Annotated in this window: 16 protein-coding genes; 9 read left to right on the top strand and 7 right to left on the bottom strand. The window is 59.0% G+C overall.

Annotated elements, in window-relative coordinates; genetic code table 11:
• Positions 1-29: 29 nt before the first annotated feature.
• Positions 30-353 (bottom strand): cupin domain-containing protein, encoded by a 324-nt coding sequence (locus ET34_RS0116860; RefSeq protein WP_031524008.1) that lies wholly within the window; start codon positions 351-353, stop codon positions 30-32.
• Positions 354-519: 166 nt separating this feature from the next.
• Here ET34_RS0116860 and ET34_RS0116855 point away from each other — a divergent pair, with 166 nt between their 5' ends.
• Positions 520-1,242 carry an amino acid racemase gene (locus tag ET34_RS0116855; RefSeq protein ID WP_031524006.1) on the top strand — a complete coding sequence of 241 codons (723 nt, stop codon included), beginning with the start codon at positions 520-522 and terminating at the stop codon, positions 1,240-1,242.
• Here ET34_RS0116855 and ET34_RS0116850 read toward each other — a convergent pair.
• Positions 1,205-2,131 carry a LysR family transcriptional regulator gene (locus ET34_RS0116850; protein WP_031524003.1) on the bottom strand — a complete coding sequence of 309 codons (927 nt, stop codon included), beginning with the start codon at positions 2,129-2,131 and terminating at the stop codon, positions 1,205-1,207. The genes ET34_RS0116855 and ET34_RS0116850 overlap by 38 nt on opposite strands.
• A 114-nt stretch (positions 2,132-2,245) precedes the next feature.
• Here ET34_RS0116850 and lysA point away from each other — a divergent pair, with 114 nt between their 5' ends.
• Positions 2,246-3,502: a diaminopimelate decarboxylase gene (gene lysA, locus ET34_RS0116845; RefSeq protein WP_031524002.1), complete on the top strand. Its 1,257-nt coding sequence runs from the start codon at positions 2,246-2,248 to the stop codon at positions 3,500-3,502.
• Here the strand turns inward: lysA and ET34_RS0116840 are convergent, their stop codons facing one another.
• Complete coding sequence (locus ET34_RS0116840; RefSeq protein WP_169738125.1) at positions 3,503-4,516, bottom strand: LacI family DNA-binding transcriptional regulator; 1,014 nt, start codon at positions 4,514-4,516, stop codon at positions 3,503-3,505. It lies immediately after the preceding gene.
• Between the two features lie 340 nt (positions 4,517-4,856).
• Here ET34_RS0116840 and ET34_RS0116835 point away from each other — a divergent pair, with 340 nt between their 5' ends.
• From ET34_RS0116835 to ET34_RS0116815, 5 genes are all read left to right on the top strand, one after another.
• Positions 4,857-6,194 carry a PTS sugar transporter subunit IIC gene (locus ET34_RS0116835; protein ID WP_031523998.1) on the top strand — a complete coding sequence of 446 codons (1,338 nt, stop codon included), beginning with the start codon at positions 4,857-4,859 and terminating at the stop codon, positions 6,192-6,194.
• A gap of 7 nt (positions 6,195-6,201) precedes the next feature.
• On the top strand, positions 6,202-7,629 hold the full coding sequence (locus ET34_RS0116830) for a glycoside hydrolase family 1 protein (protein WP_031523997.1): 1,428 nt from the start codon (positions 6,202-6,204) through the stop codon (positions 7,627-7,629).
• 9 nt (positions 7,630-7,638) lie between these two features.
• Complete coding sequence (locus ET34_RS0116825; protein ID WP_031523995.1) at positions 7,639-7,956, top strand: PTS sugar transporter subunit IIB; 318 nt, start codon at positions 7,639-7,641, stop codon at positions 7,954-7,956.
• A 102-nt stretch (positions 7,957-8,058) separates the two neighbouring features.
• Positions 8,059-8,832, top strand: a complete 774-nt coding sequence (locus ET34_RS0116820; RefSeq protein WP_031523993.1) for a GntR family transcriptional regulator — start codon at positions 8,059-8,061, stop codon at positions 8,830-8,832.
• Positions 8,829-9,278, top strand: a complete 450-nt coding sequence (locus ET34_RS0116815) for a GNAT family N-acetyltransferase (protein WP_031523991.1) — start codon at positions 8,829-8,831, stop codon at positions 9,276-9,278. Before ET34_RS0116820 ends, ET34_RS0116815 begins: the two co-directional genes overlap by 4 nt.
• On the opposite strand, the gene galR is transcribed toward ET34_RS0116815, so the two are convergent.
• A complete protein-coding gene (galR, locus tag ET34_RS0116810) occupies positions 9,275-10,282 on the bottom strand; it encodes an HTH-type transcriptional regulator GalR (RefSeq protein WP_031523990.1) in 1,008 nt (335 codons plus the stop codon). The two genes, ET34_RS0116815 and galR, sit on opposite strands and share 4 nt — an antisense overlap.
• 488 nt (positions 10,283-10,770) lie before the next feature.
• On the opposite strand from galR, the gene aas reads away from it, so the two are divergent.
• Together aas and lplT are read left to right on the top strand one after the other, a co-directional pair.
• Positions 10,771-12,930 (top strand): bifunctional acyl-ACP--phospholipid O-acyltransferase/long-chain-fatty-acid--ACP ligase, encoded by a 2,160-nt coding sequence (gene aas, locus ET34_RS0116805; RefSeq protein ID WP_031523989.1) that lies wholly within the window; start codon positions 10,771-10,773, stop codon positions 12,928-12,930.
• On the top strand, positions 12,923-14,116 hold the full coding sequence (lplT, locus tag ET34_RS0116800) for a lysophospholipid transporter LplT (protein WP_031523988.1): 1,194 nt from the start codon (positions 12,923-12,925) through the stop codon (positions 14,114-14,116). The genes aas and lplT overlap by 8 nt, the downstream gene beginning before the upstream one ends.
• A gap of 53 nt (positions 14,117-14,169) precedes the next feature.
• Here lplT and ET34_RS0116795 read toward each other — a convergent pair whose 3' ends face one another.
• The 3 genes from ET34_RS0116795 to ET34_RS0116785 all read right to left on the bottom strand — a co-directional run bounded on the left by ET34_RS0116795 (position 14,170) and on the right by ET34_RS0116785 (position 16,486).
• A complete protein-coding gene (locus ET34_RS0116795; protein WP_031523986.1) occupies positions 14,170-15,210 on the bottom strand; it encodes an NADP(H)-dependent aldo-keto reductase in 1,041 nt (346 codons plus the stop codon).
• 171 nt (positions 15,211-15,381) lie between these two features.
• A complete protein-coding gene (locus ET34_RS0116790) occupies positions 15,382-15,600 on the bottom strand; it encodes a YgdI/YgdR family lipoprotein (RefSeq protein ID WP_024549403.1) in 219 nt (72 codons plus the stop codon).
• A gap of 175 nt (positions 15,601-15,775) precedes the next feature.
• A complete protein-coding gene (locus tag ET34_RS0116785) occupies positions 15,776-16,486 on the bottom strand; it encodes a TerC family protein (RefSeq protein WP_031523985.1) in 711 nt (236 codons plus the stop codon).
• Positions 16,487-16,488: the final 2 nt, after the last annotated feature.

Raw genomic sequence — 16,488 nt, 5'->3', positions numbered from 1 at the left:
CTTCAGGAAGCGGCTTTTTTACGACAGAACTACTGCAAAAAGTCTTCCCGCACCGGGGTGAAGGTATCAAGCAGCGTGCCGGGTTTGATGCAGACGCAGCCGTGCATGATGTGCGGCTCTTTATAGAGCGTATCCCCGGCTTTGACGCGGCGCGTCTCGTCGCCGATGGTGAAGTCAAACTCGCCGCTCATCACGTAGGTCAGCTGCTCGTGAGGATGGTTATGCATCGGGCCGACGGCACCCGCTTCGAAATTCACTTCCACCTGCATCATTTTGCCGTTGTGGGCAAGGATGCGGCGCGTGACGCCGTTACCTAAATCTTCCAGCCGGGTGTCCTGATGAAATACAAACATTCTGGCATCCTGTTAAGAGTGAAACATTGTTTCAAAGAATTTATCCTGGGCTGGCTAAAAAGAAAACGACAGCGGGCTGAACTGGAGCATGGATCACATTTGTTTCGGTTTCGCACGGTGGGGGTTTAACGGTATAACCAGAGGCTGACACCGCATGGAGACGAAAATGAACACTATCGCCTTACTGGGCGGCATGAGCTGGGAATCCACCATTCCCTATTACCGGCACATCAACGAAGGGGTGCGCGATCGTCTTGGCGGCCTGCACTCGGCCTCGCTGCTGCTGCACAGCGTCGATTTTCACGATATCGAACTGTCCCAGAGCCGCGGCGAGTGGGATAAAGCCGGCGAGATCCTCGCTCGCGCCGCCGTCGGGCTTGAGCAGGCCGGGGCGCAGGCCATCGTGCTCTGTACCAATACCATGCACAAGGTCGCCGGGCAGATCGAGGCCGCCTGTCGCGTGCCGCTGCTGCATATTGCCGACGCCACCGGGCGCGCCATTAATGACCGCAGCATGAAACGCGTGGCGCTGCTCGGGACGCGCTACACCATGGAGCAGGATTTCTACCGCGGCAGGCTGCTGGCACAGAGCGGGATTGAAACCCTGATCCCCGATGAGCCCAGCCGGGTGCGCATCAACCAGATTATTTTTGATGAGCTGTGCCTCGGGAAAATCACCGCCGAATCCCGGAACTATTACCTGTCCGTGATCCAGCAGCTGGCGGAGGAGGGGGCAGAAGGGGTGATCTTCGGCTGTACCGAGATTGGCCTGCTGATCCCGGAAGCGGCGTCACCGCTGCCGGTATTCGATACCGCCCTGCTGCACGCCCGCGAGGCGGTAGACTTTATGCTCAGCCCCGCGCCAGTAGCTGTTCCAGCGGCGCGGTAAATTGCGTCATCGCGTTCTGCATATGGTCACAGAACGCATCCACCAGCGCAGAAGCCGGGCGGTGGCGCGGGCGGATCAGGCTGACGGTAAAAGGCACCTCCACGCTGAAGCGGCGCACGACCACGCCGCTTTGTGCGTAATCCAGTGCGGTTAGCGGATTGACCACGGAGATGCCAACGCCCGCCCGAACCATGGCACAAATAGAGGCCGCGCTGTGGGTCTCCATCACCATCCGCCGTTTCACGTCGTGCTCGTGGAACAGGGCGTCCAGCAGTTGCCGGTAGCTGTCGGTGCGCGACAGGCTGATGTAATTTTCCCCGGCGAAATCCTGCGGCGTCAGCGCGCTTTTATGCGCCAGCGCGTGCCCTTCCGGTAACACGCACACTTCGTTCATCGTCAACAGCGTTTCGCGCGTGGTGCCTGCCGGCGTGGTGATGGTTTCGGTCAGGCCGAGATCGTGGCGCTGGGCCGACAGCCACTCTTCCAGCAACGGCGACTCCTGCGGCACGATATTGATGCTGAGTTCCGGGTAACGCGCCAGAAACGGCTGTATCAGCGACGGCAAAAATGACTGAGAAAAGACCGGCAGGCAGGCGATGGAGAGCTCTCCCTGGCGAAACTCGCGCAGGCTCTCCGCCGCACTGACGATACGGTCCAGCCCGTACCACGAGCGCTGCACCTCTTCAAACAGCCGCAGTCCCTGTACCGTCGGGTGCAGACGCCCGCGGCTGCGCTCGAACAGCGCCAGGCCCGTTACCTTTTCAAAGCGCGCCAGCTCGCGGCTCACCGTCGGCTGGGAGGTGTGCAGCAGCGCGGCGGCCTCGGTCAGGTTGCCGGTGGTCATCACCGCATAAAAGATTTCGATATGGCGCAGGTTAACGGCGGGCATGAGGGTCTCCGGGTCAGCTAAGCCATATCATTTTTGCATAGACATTAAAGAAAACGATATTTTTTATTGCGAAGCGGCTGTGGCGTAATGAGGAAAATAGTAAGGAGATGCCCCATGCCGCGCCCGCACAACGATACCGCTCTCAATCCTTCCCGCCTGGTAGCCCTGAGCCAGCAGCACGGCTGCCCGGTCTGGATCTACGATGCCGATACCCTTCGCCGCCAGATCGCCAGGCTGCGCCAGTTCGACGTGGTGCGCTTCGCCCAGAAGGCCTGCTCGAATATTCATATTCTGCGCCTGATGCGTGAGCAGGGCGTGAAGGTGGATTCGGTGTCGCTCGGGGAGATCGAGCGCGCGCTGGCCGCCGGGTACGATCCGCAGGCGAACCCGGACGACATCGTGTTTACCGCCGATCTGATTGATGCCCCGACGCTCGATCGCGTGCGCGAGCTGGCGATCCCGGTAAACGCCGGGTCGATCGACATGCTGGCCCAGCTTGGCGAAGTGTCGCCGGGCCACCGCGTCTGGCTGCGGGTTAATCCGGGCTTCGGGCATGGTCACAGCCAGAAAACCAATACCGGCGGTGAAAACAGCAAGCATGGCATCTGGTACGGCGATCTGCCGGATGCCTTCGCGACGCTGGCGCGCTACCAGCTGAAGCTTGCCGGTATTCACATGCATATCGGTTCCGGCGTCGATTACGGTCATCTGGAGCAGGTGTGTGGCGCAATGGTGCGCCAGGTGGTGGAGTCCGGGCAGGATCTGGAGGCTATCTCTGCCGGCGGCGGGCTGTCGATTCCGTATCGCGACGGTGAAGAGGCGATCGATACCGATCACTACTACGGTCTGTGGAATGCGGCGCGCGAGAAAATCGCGGCGCACCTCGGGCATCCGGTCACGCTGGAGATCGAGCCGGGGCGCTTCCTGGTAGCGGAGTCCGGGGTGTTGATCGCTCAGGTGCGCAGCACCAAAGCGATGGGCAGCCGTCACTTTGTGCTGGTGGATGCCGGGTTTAACGATCTGATGCGCCCGGCGATGTACGGCAGCTATCACCATATCACCGCCATTGGCGCGGATGGGCGTAGTCTGGCGCAGGCACCGCTTATCGATAGCGTGGTGGCCGGGCCGCTGTGCGAGTCGGGGGATGTGTTTACCCAGCAAGAGGGCGGCAAGGTGGAAACCCGCGCCCTGCCTGCGGTAGCCCCGGGCGACTATCTGGTATTCCACGACACCGGGGCCTACGGTGCGTCAATGTCCTCTAACTACAACAGCCGCCCGCTGCTGCCGGAAGTGCTGGTGGACGGCGATACCACGCGCCTGATCCGCCGCCGCCAGACCATTAGCGAACTGCTGGCGCTGGAGCTGCTGTGATCAGGCTGCCGGGTGGCGATAGTGTGGCCCGGCGGTCACCGACTCGCGCAGCACCAGCGTGCCGGTAAAGGGCGCGATCGGCGGCAGCGGCTGGTCGCTGGCCAGCATAATTGCCCGGTCGATAGCGGTAACGATCATGGTATCGATGGGCAGGTAGACCGTGGATAATCCCGGCTCCAGCCAGCGTGCGCTGGGCGCATCGTCAAAGCCAAACAGCGAAATATCCTGCGGAATGCGCCGTCCCGCCTGGTAAATAGCTTTCGAGGCGCCCAGCGCCATATCATCGTTGCAGGCAAACAGCGCGCTGAACGGCGTGCGGCTCGCCAGCAGCGCCTGGCACAGCTCATAGCCGCGGGTCATGGTAGAGTCGCCGTTTTTGACCCGGCTCTCATCCCAGGCGATGCCGTGTTTCTCCAGCGCATCGCGATAACCCTGCAGCCGCGCTTTCCCGGTCGGGGTGGCGAGCGGCACTGTGATGCAGGCGATCTCCCGATGGCCCTGCGCAATCAGATACTCCACCGCCTGAAACGCGGCGTTACGCTGCTCGAAGAACACGCAGCGCTCGCGCGCCTCCTTCACATCCCGGTTAATCACCACCAGCGGTACGTTGATGTTGTCGATCAGCGCCATAATGGCCTGCTCGCTCATGTGGCGGGTGTAGAGAATAATGGCGTCGCACTGGCGGTCGGCCAGCATCTGCACCGCTTCGCGCTCGCGCTCAGGGGTGTCGTGGCCGTCAGTGACGATAAGCTGTTTGCCGTGGGATTCGGTCTGGCGTGACGCCTGCTGCAGCAGCCGCCCGAAGTAGAAACCGTCGAAGGTAGACACCACCAGCCCGATGCTATTGCTGGTGCGGTGCGCCAGCGAACGGGCGAGAAAATTAGGGCGGTAGCCAAGCTCTTCCATCGCGCTGAAAACCTGCTGGCGGGTGGACTCCTTCACCTGCCCGGTGCCGTTCAGCACGCGCGACACCGTCGCTTTCGACACGCCCGCGCGCGCAGAGACATCCCGCATTGTTACCATCAACGATATTCCTGATTAGCCCCGTTTTTTATGCAGTTTACCACACTCGACCGGTACGTAAGATCTCCCGCCCCCTCTCCGGCAGACAAACACGATCCCGACGAAAGCCCGCCGCGATCCGCCGATGATCCTCATGAGCGCGCTACCTGACGCTATTTTATGTGGCATACCAATTAGGCACCTTGATGCAGCTTCTGGAATACCAAATACAGGTTGTGAGAACAAAGTCACAGAATAAAGCGGCGGGTGCCACTATGTTTTGGCATACCAAAACGGTACTCAGCTGTAACCCTACACAACAAAATAACGCCCCTTACTGAGGTATAACCCCATGGCACTACAGGAAAAGCTGATAGATTCTCTGGGCAGTTTTGCAACGAAGTTCAACAGTTACCGCTATATCATGGCCATCAAGGCCTCGTTCATCACGCTGATGCCGGTGATCATCGTCGGTGCGTTTTCAGTGCTGATCTCTAACATGGTGCTCGACCCGAAAAACGGTCTGGCCAGCTTTGAGTCGCTCTCGTTCCTGGCGTCGCTGAAGCCGATCACCAGCGCCATCAACTACGCCACGCTCAACTTCCTGAATATCGGCGCGGTATTCCTGATAGGCATTGAGCTTGGGCGCATCAACGGCATTAAGACGCTGTTCCCCGGCCTGCTGGCGGTGATCTGCTTTATCTGCGTGACGCCAACCACGGTTGAAATGCTGGTGGATGGCGAGATGCACGTGGTGAAAGACGTGCTGCTGCGCCAGTTCTCGGATACCCGCAGCCTGTTCCTCGGCATGTTTATCGCTATCCTGTCGGTCGAAGTCTATTGCTGGCTGGAGGGTCGTCCCGGCCTGAAAATTAAAATGCCGGACACCGTGCCGCCTAACGTCTCCGCCTCGTTCTCGGCGCTGATCCCGGCGATCATTACCACCACGGTCATCGCCACCTTCGGCTTCGTATTCCATCAGGTCACCGGCATGTATCTGTATGACGCGGTGTACCAGGTGGTGCAGCAGCCGCTGGAGCGCGTGATGCAGAGCCTGCCGGGAATTCTGCTGCTGATGTTCGTCGCGCAGCTGTTCTGGGTGATCGGCATTCACGGCAACCAGATGATCAAGCCGATCCGCGAGCCGCTGCTGCTGGGGGCGATCACCGTCAACATGAGCGCGTTCGAGCAGGGCAAAGAGGTGCCGAACATCATCACCATGCCGTTCTGGGACGTCTACATGAGCATCGGCGGTTCCGGCCTGACCATCGGCCTGCTGATCGCCGTGATGATCGCCAGCAAGCGCAAAGAGATGAAAGAGATCGCCAAGCTCTCCTTTGGCCCTGGGGTGTTTAACATCAACGAACCGGTGATCTTCGGCATGCCGATCATGCTCAACCCGATCCTGGCGATTCCGTTCATCATCACGCCGCTGATCACCGGCTCTATCGGCTATTTCGCTACCGTTATGGGCTTTGCCGGTAAGGCCGTGGTGATGGTGCCGTGGACCACGCCGCCGCTGATTAACGCCTGGCTCTCAACCGCTGGCTCGATGGGCGCGGTGGTGACGCAGCTTATCTGTATCCTGGTTTCCATTCTGATCTATCTGCCATTCGTGAAAATTGCCTCGCGTCGTGCGGAGCAGGCGCAGCTGCAGGCTGCAAAAACCGAAATGGCAAACAACGCGTGAGGACGATATGAGTAAACACACCGTGACGCTGCCGCAGGACTTTATTCTGGGTGCGGCCTCGTCCGCCTGGCAGACCGAGGGCTGGAGCGGCAAAAAGGACGGCCAGGATTCGTATATGGATCTCTGGTACAAAAACGACCGCCACGTCTGGCATGACGGCTATGGTCCGGCGGGGGCCACCGACCTGTTCAACCGCTACGAAGAGGACGTGGCGCTGATGAAGCAGGCGGGCCTCACGCACTACCGCACCTCCATCAACTGGTCGCGCTTCTTTACCGACTATGAAAACGGCGTTATCGATGAAGAGTACGCCACGTATTACGACCGCTTTATCGATGCCATCCGTGCGGCGGGCGTGGAGCCGATGATCTGTCTGGAGCATTACGAGCTGCCGGCATACCTGTTTGAAACCTACGGCGGCTGGTCATCGAAAAAAGTGGTTGAGCTGTTCGTGCTGTACGCGGAAAAGGTCTTCGCCCGCTACCACCACAAGGTGACGCGCTGGTTCACCTTTAACGAGCCGATTGTGGTGCAGACCCGTGTTTATCTGGATGCGCTGCGCTGGCCGTACGAGCAGAACACCCACACCTGGATGCAGTGGAACCACCACAAAAACCTCGCCACCGCGAAGGTGGTGCAGCTGTTCCGCGAGAAGGGGTATCAGGGCAGCGTAGGGGCGATCCTCAACCCGGAAGTGACCTACCCGCGCTCCAGCGCCGCTCACGATGTGCAGGCCGCCGAGCGCTATGACCTGTTCTACAACCGCGTCTTCCTCGACCCGATGGTGAAAGGGGAGTATCCGGCGGAGCTGATCCGCCTGCTGGATCACCACGGCGTGAAGTGGGAGTACACCGCCGACGAACTGGCGATTATCCGCGAAAACACCGTGGACGAGCTGGGGATCAACCTCTACTACCCGCATCGCGTGAAGGCGCCGTCCCGCGCCTGGAACCCGGAGACGCCGTTCCATCCGGCCTGGTATTACGAGCCCTTCGAACTGCCGGGCCGCCGCATGAATAAGTCCCGCGGCTGGGAGATCTATCCGCGCATCATCTATGACATGGCGATGCGCATTAAGGATGAGTACCGCAATATTCCGTGGTTTATCGCTGAAAGCGGCATGGGCATTGAGAACGAAGGCCAGTTCCGCAACAGCGATGGCGTGATTGAAGATGACTACCGCATCGCCTTTATCGGTGAGCATCTCTTTGAGGCGCTGCGCGCCCGGGAAGCGGGAGCCAACTGTCTGGGCTACATGCTGTGGGCCTTCACCGATAACGTCTCCCCGATGAACGCCTTTAAAAACCGTTACGGGCTGGTGGAAATTGACCTGCAACACCAGCGCGCGCGCCGCCTGAAAAAGTCGGCGACCTGGTATCGTGGCGTGAGCGAATCGCGCAGCCTGACCCTGAACCTTGATGATGACTGGAAATAAGGAGCGCAGATGAAACGCATTGTCCTGTGTTGTTCCGCTGGCATGTCCACCTCGCTGGTGGTGACCAAAATGGAAAAGACCGCTGCCGAGCGCGGTCTCGAACTGAAAATTTACGCCATTCCCGAGCAGAATCTGCGCGATGAGTTACAGAGCTACGCGGCGGATATCCAGGCGGTACTGCTGGGTCCGCAGGTGCGCTTCAAGCTGGCGGAGAACAAAAAGCTCACCGACGAGCACGGCATTCCCATCGCGGTGATCGATTCGGTGGCCTACGGCACGCTAAACGGCGCGAAAGTTCTCGATCAGGCACTGAGTTTGGTAAGCTAGCCGCCAACGATCGGCCGGGGTGATGCTCTGGCCGATCGTGGTTCACTACCCTTCGGAATAACGCCTGACGGGTAGACCTCTATTCAGAGCACAGGTGATATTGTGGATAAGGCAGTTGTCCCGCCCGAAAAAAAACAGTACCAGGAAATTGGCGACGATCTGAGAGCGCAAATCATTGCGGGCCACTACCCGCCAGGCTCGCGGCTGCCGCCGGAGCGCAACATCGCGGAGAAATACGGCGTCAGCCGCACCATTGTGCGCGAAGCGCTGCTGATGCTGGAACTGCAGGGGACGGTGGATATCCGCCAGGGATCGGGCGTCTACGTGATGCGCATTCCGCAGGAGCACGACGCCGAAGAGGATCGTTTTCTTAGCAGCGACGTCGGGCCGTTCGAAATGCTGCAGGCGCGCCAGTTGCTGGAGAGCAATATCGCGGCGTTCGCCGCCAAAATGGCCACTAAGGCTGATATCGACAATCTCAAGCGCATCCTTGAGCAGGAGCAGCGCGCCATCGCCATCAATGATTCCAGCCAGGATAACCAGAAAATGTTCCATCTGGTGCTGGCCGGCGCGTCGCAGAATCAGATGCTGTTAGCCACGGTGGAAAGCATCTGGCACCACATGGACAGCAGCCCGCTGTGGCAGCAGCTGAGCGTCCATATTCAGAGCCGTACTCACCGCCTGAAATGGTTAAGCGATCAGCAAACTATCCTCGCCGCGCTGCGCCGCCGCGACGTGATGGGCTCCTGGCAGGCAATGTGGCAGCATCTGGAAAACGTAAAAAACAGTCTGCTGGAGCTGTCTGATGCCGATGCGCCAGATTTTGACGGCTATCTGTTTGAGTCAGTGCCCATTTTTCAGGGCAAAATCGTATGATGATCCAGCCGCTGTATCAGGCTCCGCACCATGCAGAGCAGGTGACGGAGTGGCTGTGGCAGGCGTTCGGGCAGGGATTAAGCCGCGCATTTTTTGCCAGCGTGATCGAGCACAGTCAGCAGCCGGACGCGCTGCCACTGACGTTTATCGCTACGGAAGGGGAGACGCTGCTGGGTACCGTCGGGCTGTGGCGCTGCGATCTGATAAGCCGTCAGGATCTCTTTCCCTGGCTGGCTGCGCTCTACATTGACGGGCCGCAGCGCGGCAGAGGGCTGGGACAGGCGCTGCAACAGCATGTGATTCAGTACGCGCGCCAGCAGGGCTATGCCAGTCTGCATCTGTACGCGGCGTTTCGCGACTACTACGAACGTTTCGGCTGGCAGCATATTGGCGAGGGCATCGACTACCCCGACACCCGCGTCAACCTGTACCGCTATACGCTTTAACCGTCAGACGGGCTGACTACCGAGTGGCGACGTACCAGCGTCGGGCTGAACAGGTGAGTGGTTTCTGGTGCAGGACGGTTATCCGCCAGCGACATCGCTAACTCTGCCGCCTGGGTTGCCATCGTCACGATTGGATAGCGCACGGTGGTCAGGCGCGGACGGACGTAGCGGGAAATCAGCACATCATCAAAGCCGATAATGGAAATCTCATTCGGCACATCGACACCGTTATCATTCAGCACCCCCAGCGCGCCGGCGGCCATAGAATCGTTGTAGCAGGCTACGGCGGTAAAATTACGCCCGCGGCCCATCAGCTCGGTTATCGCATTCTCGCCGCCGCTTTCATCCGGCTCGCCAAAACTCACCAGCCGATCGTTGCAGGGCAGGCCGTGCTCTTTCAGCGCATCGTAATAGCCGCGCAGACGATCGTCGGCGTCGGAGATCGGGTGATTGGAGCAGAGATAGCCGATGCGGGTGTGGCCCTGCGCGATGAGATGGCGGGTCGCAAGCCAGGCGCCGTAGCGATCGTCCAGCGCCACGCAGCGCTTCTCAAAGCCGGGCAGAATGCGGTTAATCAGCACCATACCGGGGATCTGCTTCATCAGGCCGGTCAGCTCGCTGTCGGAGAGCATCTTGGCATGCACCACCAGCGCTGCGCAGCGGTGACGGATAAGCTGCTCTATGGCCTGACGCTCTTTCTGTTCGTTGTGGTAGCCGTTACCAATCAGTAAAAAATTGCCGGTCTGGTAGGCGACCTGTTCCACGGCTTTCACCATTGCCCCAAAGAACGGATCGGAGACATCCCCCACCACCAGCCCGACCGTCTCGGTATTCTGCTGGGCCAGCGCGCGCGCATTGGCGTTAGGGTGGTAGTTGAGCTGCTCCATCGCACTCTGTACCGCCTGGCGCGAGGCATCGCTGGCTTTGGGCGAATCATTGATAACGCGGGATACCGTGGCGACCGAAACGCCTGCGAGTCGGGCTACATCCTTTATTGTCGCCATAGTACGCTTCCTGTTGGGTAAACGGTTACACTGCAAATAGTGTTGCGGAAAAGCGTGGGTAGTTCAAGGGCGGTGCCGGAGCGAGTATCGCAAAGCGGGATGAGAATCACCGTGCCATGTAACAATTACAGCAATCTTTAAAACACGGTGATAGCGCATGCCGGGATATTAGTCGCGCTCATCAGCACGTTTTCCCCAATTTTTTCCGTTACTTGTAACAGTAAAACATGTTTTTCACACCTGGTTGCACTTAGGCGCATTCCTTTGCTTTTTTCCAGTGGCGAAGGTGAGGGTGCCAATCCACAATCAAAGTCCCAGAGGTATTGATTGGTGAGAATTCCTGTACTTCTCGTACAATGCTTTGCACCAACCTGCGCGGATGCGCAGGTTTTTTTTCGCCCATTTTTTGGGGTCGCCCCTCGCTTTTAACTCGTATACACTGCCTCGATTTCGTCCCCAACTGCAGGGGAGCTACACAGGGAGTTGTTATGCTGACAGGTTTTTTGCGTTCACTGTTGCGCGTGTTGTTTCGGGTCGAGGTGCTGGGCGATGCGCAGGCGCTGCGTGACCAGCGGGTGATCATCACGCCAAACCACGTCTCGTTCCTTGATGGCGTGCTGCTGGCGCTGTTCCTGCCGGTGCGCCCGGTATTTGCCGTCTACACTTCAATCAGCCAGCAGTGGTATATGCGCTGGGTCAGTTCAGTCATCGACTTTGTCCCCCTCGATCCCACCAAACCGATGTCGATCAAGCACCTGGTGCGCCTGGTTAACCAGGGCCGTCCGGTGGTGATCTTCCCGGAGGGGCGGATTTCAGTGAGCGGCTCGCTGATGAAAATCTACGAGGGTGCCGGCTTTGTGGCCGCGAAAGCGGACGCGACGGTGGTGCCGATTCGCATCGACGGTGCGGAGCTGACCTTCTTCAGTCGCCTGAAAGGGCTGGTTAAACGCCGCCTGTTTCCGAAAATCACGCTGCATATCTTACCGCCGACCTCCCTGCCGATGCCGGACGCACCGCGGGCGCGGGATCGCCGTAAAATCGCCGGCGAAATGCTGCATCAGATCATGATGGAAGCCCGTATGGCGGTACGCCCGCGTGAAACGCTGTTCGAGGCGCTGCTGGCCGCCCAGTATCGTTACGGCGAGCGTAAACCCTGTGTGCAGGACATTAATTTCAAACCCGACAGCTACCGTGGGCTGCTGCTGAAAACGCTGTTTGTAGGCCGCATCCTTGAGAAATACAGCAAGCAGGGTGAAACCATCGGGCTGATGCTGCCCAACGCCGCCATCACTCCGGCGGTGATTTTTGGGGCCGTCTCCCGCGCCCGTATTCCGGCGATGATGAACTACACCGCCGGCGTGAAAGGCATGACCAGCGCTATTACCGCCGCGCAAATCAAAACTATCTTCACCTCACGCCAGTTCCTCGACAAAGGCAAACTCTGGCCGCTGGTCGAGCAGATCGACCAGGTTCGCTGGGTGTTCCTCGAAGATCTGAAATCTGAGGTCACGCTGAAAGATAAAGCCTGGATCTTCAGCCACCTGCTAATGCCGCGCCTGGCGCAGGTGCCGCAGCAGCCCGAAGACGCGGCGGTGGTGCTGTTTACGTCCGGCTCGGAAGGCAATCCGAAGGGCGTGGTGCACAGCCATAAAAGCCTGCTGGCCAACGTCGAGCAGATCCGCACCATAGCGGACTTTACCGCCAATGACCGCTTTATGTCGGCCCTGCCGCTGTTCCACTCCTTCGGGCTGACCGTGGGGCTGTTCACGCCGCTGTTTACCGGGGCGGAAGTGTTCCTCTACCCGAGCCCGCTGCACTACCGCATCGTGCCGGAGTTGGTCTACGACCGGAACTGCACCGTGCTGTTCGGTACCTCTACCTTCCTCGGGCACTACGCGCGTTTTGCCCATCCGTATGACTTCTATCGCCTGCGCTACGTGGTTGCCGGTGCGGAGAAGCTGCAGGAGAGCACCCGCACGCTGTGGCAGGACAAATTCGGCCTGCGCATTCTGGAAGGCTATGGCGTTACCGAATGCGCGCCGGTGGTCTCGATTAACGTACCGATGGCCGCGAAACCGCACACCGTGGGGCGCATTCTGCCCGCGATGGATGCGCGTCTGCTGGCGGTGCCCGGCATTGAGCAGGGCGGTCGCCTGCAGCTTAAAGGCCCGAACATCATGAAGGGCTATCTGCGTGTCGAGAACCCTGGGGTGCTGGAAACACCGGCTGCTGAGAACGCGGCGGGCGAGATGGAAGCGGGCTGGTATGACACCGGCGATATCGTGACCTTTGATGAGCAGGGCTTTGTGGCGATCCAGGGTCGCGCGAAGCGCTTTGCCAAAATTGCAGGCGAAATGGTCTCGCTGGAGATGGTCGAGCAGCTGGCGCTGGCGGTATCGCCGGATAAGCTTCATGCCACGGTCATCAAAAGCGACGAGGCTAAAGGGGAGGCGCTGGTGCTGTTTACTACCGATCCTGAGCTGAAGCGCGATGTGCTTCAGCGACAGGCGCGCAGCAGCGGCGTACCTGAACTGGCGGTGCCGCGTGATATCCGCTATATCAAACAGCTGCCGCTGTTGGGTAGCGGCAAACCGGATTTCGTCACCCTGAAAACCATGCTTGAACAGGCAGAGACCCCACATGAATAATGCCGGACTCACTTCCCCCTCTATCTGGTCACGGGGCATGGTGGCGGTTATCGCCGCCCAGTTCCTCTCCGCTTTTGGCGATAATGCGCTGCTGTTCGTTACCCTGGCGGTGCTGAAAGCGCAGTTCTACCCGGACTGGAGCCAGCCGGTGCTGCAGATGGTGTTTGTGGGTGCTTACATTCTGTTTGCCCCGTTCGTCGGGCAGATTGCGGACAGCTTCTCGAAAGGGCGCGTGATGATGTTCGCCAACAGCCTGAAGCTGCTGGGTGCGGCCTCCATCTGCCTCGGCGTGAACCCGTTTATCGGCTATACCCTGGTGGGCGTTGGCGCTGCGGCGTACTCTCCCGCCAAGTACGGCATCCTCGGTGAGCTGACCTCCGGCGATAAGCTGGTGAAAGCCAACGGGCTGATGGAGTCGTCCACTATCGCTGCCATCCTGCTGGGGTCGGTCATGGGCGGGATCCTCGCCGATCTCAACCTGCTGCTGGCGCTGGGCCTGTGCGCTCTGGTGTATGCCGCGGCAGTGGTGGCTAACCTGTTTATTCCGAAGCTCGACGCCGCGCGCCCCGGCCAGTCCTGGCGTTTCGGGCCGATGACTCGCAGCTTCTTCTGCGCAAGCCGCACTCTGTGGCGCAGCGACGAAACCCGCTTCTCGCTGATGGGTACCAGCCTGTTCTGGGGGGCCGGGGTGACGCTGCGTTTCCTGCTGGTACTGTGGGTGCCACAGGCGCTGGGTATTACCGATAACGCCACGCCGACCTATCTGAATGCGATGGTCGCCATCGGCATCGTCGTTGGTGCCGGCGCGGCGGCTAAGCTGGTTACGCTGGATAAGGTTGCGCGCTGCATGCCTGCCGGGGTGCTGATTGGCGTAGCCGTGGCCATCTTCGCGGTGCAGCAGGCGCTGCTTCCGGCTTACGGGCTGCTGATCCTTATCGGCGTGCTGGGCGGTTTCTTTGTGGTGCCGCTCAATGCGCTGTTGCAGGAGCGCGGGAAACACACCGTCGGCGCGGGCAATGCGATTGCGGTGCAGAACCTGGGCGAGAACACCGCCATGCTGGTCATGCTGGGACTCTATTCGCTGGCGGTAAAAGCCGGGGCTCCGGTGGTCGGCATTGGCGTCGGGTTTGGCGTGCTGTTTGCCCTGTCCATCGGCGGACTGTGGCTCTGGCGCCGCAAGCAGTAATAAAAAAGACCCACTCAGGCGGGTCTTTTTTTGTCTCACTGGCGCGAAGACGTTCAGGGGGCCGGGTAGGTATAGACCTGATGCACCGCTTCCAGTTCGGCCAGCACTTCTTCGCTGAGCGTTACGTTCAGGCTTTCAACGTTCGTTTTCAGCTGCTCCAGCGTGGTGGCACCCAGTAACGTGCTGGCGACAAACGCCTGCTGACGGACAAAGGCCAGCGCCATCTGTGCCGGGTCCAGCCCGTGGCGTTTCGCGATCTCAACATACGCCGCCACCGCTTTCTGGGTCTGCTCGCCGCTGTAGCGCGTAAAGCGGCTGAACAGCGTGTTACGCGCTCCGGCAGGCTGTGCACCGTTCAGGTATTTACCGGTCAGCACGCCAAATGCCAGGCAGGAGTAAGCCAGCAGCTCAACGCCTTCATACTGGCTGACTTCGGCCAGGCCCACTTCAAAGCTGCGATTCACCAGGCTGTAAGGATTCTGAATGGTGACGATGCGCGGCAGGTCGTGCTTCTCCGCCAGATGCAGGTAGCGCATTACGCCGAACGCGGTTTCGTTGGACACGCCGATATAGCGGATCTTCCCGGCACGCTGGCACTCTGCCAGGGCTTCCAGGGTTTCGAGCAGCGTCACCGGCGGAGTGGTGTCGGTCCAGGTATAACCCAGCTTGCCAAAGCAGTTGGTCGGACGCTGCGGCCAGTGTACCTGATAGAGATCGAGATAATCGGTTTGCAGACGCTTCAGGCTGGTGTCCAGCGCTTCGCGGATGTTCTTGCGATCCAGCACCTGATTCGGGCGAATGGCGTTGTCGTTGTTGCGGCTCGGGCCGCTGACTTTAGAGGCGACGATCAGTTTTTCACGATTGCCGCGCTTCGCCAGCCAGTTACCGACGTAGGTTTCGGTCAGCCCCTGGGTTTCAGGGCGTGGCGGCACGGGATACATCTCTGCTACGTCAATCAGGTTGATTCCCTGGCTTACGGCGTAATCAAGCTGCGCGTGGGCATCGGCTTCGCTGTTCTGCTCACCAAACGTCATTGTGCCCAGCCCCAGCTGACTTATTTCAAGTGAACTATGGGGGATACGGTGATAATGCATAGCCGGCTTCCTGTTATCTGTCTGTCAGCGTCAGGTTATCCTGACGACAAGCGTCGTCCTCATTCACGCATCACATGAAGAGGGGGCTATAAACATGGCAGAGGGGAAGGCAAAGGGGAAGTGGGCAGGGCAATAAAAATCAAAAGGCCAGCAGATGGCTGACCTTACACTTTAGCGCTCGATAATCTGTGATACGTCGTCGCGGTTGATCTGCATTTCATTGCCCTGCGGATCGCGGTAGCTCACCAGACCGGTATCGTCATCAACCTGCGGCTTGCCTTCGGTCAGGATCATACGGCCATCTTTGGTTGCCATGACATAATCGCTGCTACAGCCGGAAACAGCAAACGCCAAACCCACAGCGGAAATTGCTACAGCCCATTTCTTCATCGTTATACGCCTCTTATGGTTCGGGTAAATAAATATAGAGTGTAGTAATAACTGCTAACTATGGGAGGGGTAAAGGAGGGAAATCTTAAAAAATGTGTCTTTTGGCGATGAAACCGGTAAAAACGAGACTTCTTCCTCCCCCGGTTAAGGGAGGAAGAAGCGTGCAACGGGCGTGTCAGAGCGGATTTTTCTTGCTGCGCAGCAGGTTAAGGCTCTCGACGGCAATGGAGAAGAACATCGCGAAGTAGATGTAACCTTTCGGCACATGCACATCGAAGCTCTCCAGCATCAGGGTGAAGCCCACGAGGATCAGAAACGACAGCGCCAGCATTTTTACCGAGGGGTGACGATCCACGAATTCGCCGATAGGACGCGCTGCAAACATCATCACGCCAACTGCGATAACCACCGCCGCCATCATGATAAACAGATGATCGGACAGGCCAACCGCGGTAATCACCGAGTCCAGGCTGAAGATGATATCCAGCAGCATGATCTGGAAAATCGCTCCGAAGAAGGAGTGGACGTTGGTTTTAAGTCCTTCCTCTTCACCCTCGATCGATTCGTGGATCTCCTTACAGGCTTTCCAGATAAGGAACAGCCCGCCGAGCAGCAGAATCAGGTCACGCGCGGAGATCTCCTGACCAAACACCGTAAATAACGGGTTTGTCAGGCGGATAACCCATGCGATGGACGCCAGCAGCGAAAGACGCATGATCATTGCACCCGCCAGACCCAGCTTACGCGCCTTCGCCTGTTGGTGTTTTGGTAGCTTCGCCACAACCAGAGAGAGAAAAATAATATTATCGATACCCAGCACAATCTCGAGCAGCGTCAGCGTGCCGAGCGCGAGCCATGCGTTGGGGTCCGTTATCCATGCAAACATCT

Origin of the sequence: Siccibacter colletis (assembly GCF_000696575.1) — a bacterium.
Taxonomy (GTDB): Bacteria; Pseudomonadota; Gammaproteobacteria; order Enterobacterales; family Enterobacteriaceae; genus Siccibacter; species Siccibacter colletis.
Note: the sequence above shows the minus strand (reverse complement) of the source record. Positions and strands in the feature narration are given on the sequence as shown.

What these genes read in the sequence shown, in the direction of transcription:
- ET34_RS0116825 (WP_031523995.1), top strand. Translation starts at nt 7,639, where the DNA reads ATGAAACGCATTGTCCTGTGTTGTTCCGCTGGCATGTCCACCTCGCTG.
- ET34_RS0116785 (WP_031523985.1), bottom strand. Translation starts at nt 16,486, where the DNA reads ATGTTTGCATGGATAACGGACCCCAACGCATGGCTCGCGCTCGGCACG.
- ET34_RS0116835 (WP_031523998.1), top strand. Translation starts at nt 4,857, where the DNA reads ATGGCACTACAGGAAAAGCTGATAGATTCTCTGGGCAGTTTTGCAACG.
- ET34_RS0116855 (WP_031524006.1), top strand. Translation starts at nt 520, where the DNA reads ATGAACACTATCGCCTTACTGGGCGGCATGAGCTGGGAATCCACCATT.
- aas (WP_031523989.1), top strand. Translation starts at nt 10,771, where the DNA reads ATGCTGACAGGTTTTTTGCGTTCACTGTTGCGCGTGTTGTTTCGGGTC.
- ET34_RS0116840 (WP_169738125.1), bottom strand. Translation starts at nt 4,516, where the DNA reads ATGCGGGATGTCTCTGCGCGCGCGGGCGTGTCGAAAGCGACGGTGTCG.
- ET34_RS0116830 (WP_031523997.1), top strand. Translation starts at nt 6,202, where the DNA reads ATGAGTAAACACACCGTGACGCTGCCGCAGGACTTTATTCTGGGTGCG.
- ET34_RS0116795 (WP_031523986.1), bottom strand. Translation starts at nt 15,210, where the DNA reads ATGCATTATCACCGTATCCCCCATAGTTCACTTGAAATAAGTCAGCTG.
- ET34_RS0116815 (WP_031523991.1), top strand. Translation starts at nt 8,829, where the DNA reads ATGATGATCCAGCCGCTGTATCAGGCTCCGCACCATGCAGAGCAGGTG.
- lysA (WP_031524002.1), top strand. Translation starts at nt 2,246, where the DNA reads ATGCCGCGCCCGCACAACGATACCGCTCTCAATCCTTCCCGCCTGGTA.
- galR (WP_031523990.1), bottom strand. Translation starts at nt 10,282, where the DNA reads ATGGCGACAATAAAGGATGTAGCCCGACTCGCAGGCGTTTCGGTCGCC.
- lplT (WP_031523988.1), top strand. Translation starts at nt 12,923, where the DNA reads ATGAATAATGCCGGACTCACTTCCCCCTCTATCTGGTCACGGGGCATG.
- ET34_RS0116850 (WP_031524003.1), bottom strand. Translation starts at nt 2,131, where the DNA reads ATGCCCGCCGTTAACCTGCGCCATATCGAAATCTTTTATGCGGTGATG.
- ET34_RS0116860 (WP_031524008.1), bottom strand. Translation starts at nt 353, where the DNA reads ATGTTTGTATTTCATCAGGACACCCGGCTGGAAGATTTAGGTAACGGC.
- ET34_RS0116790 (WP_024549403.1), bottom strand. Translation starts at nt 15,600, where the DNA reads ATGAAGAAATGGGCTGTAGCAATTTCCGCTGTGGGTTTGGCGTTTGCT.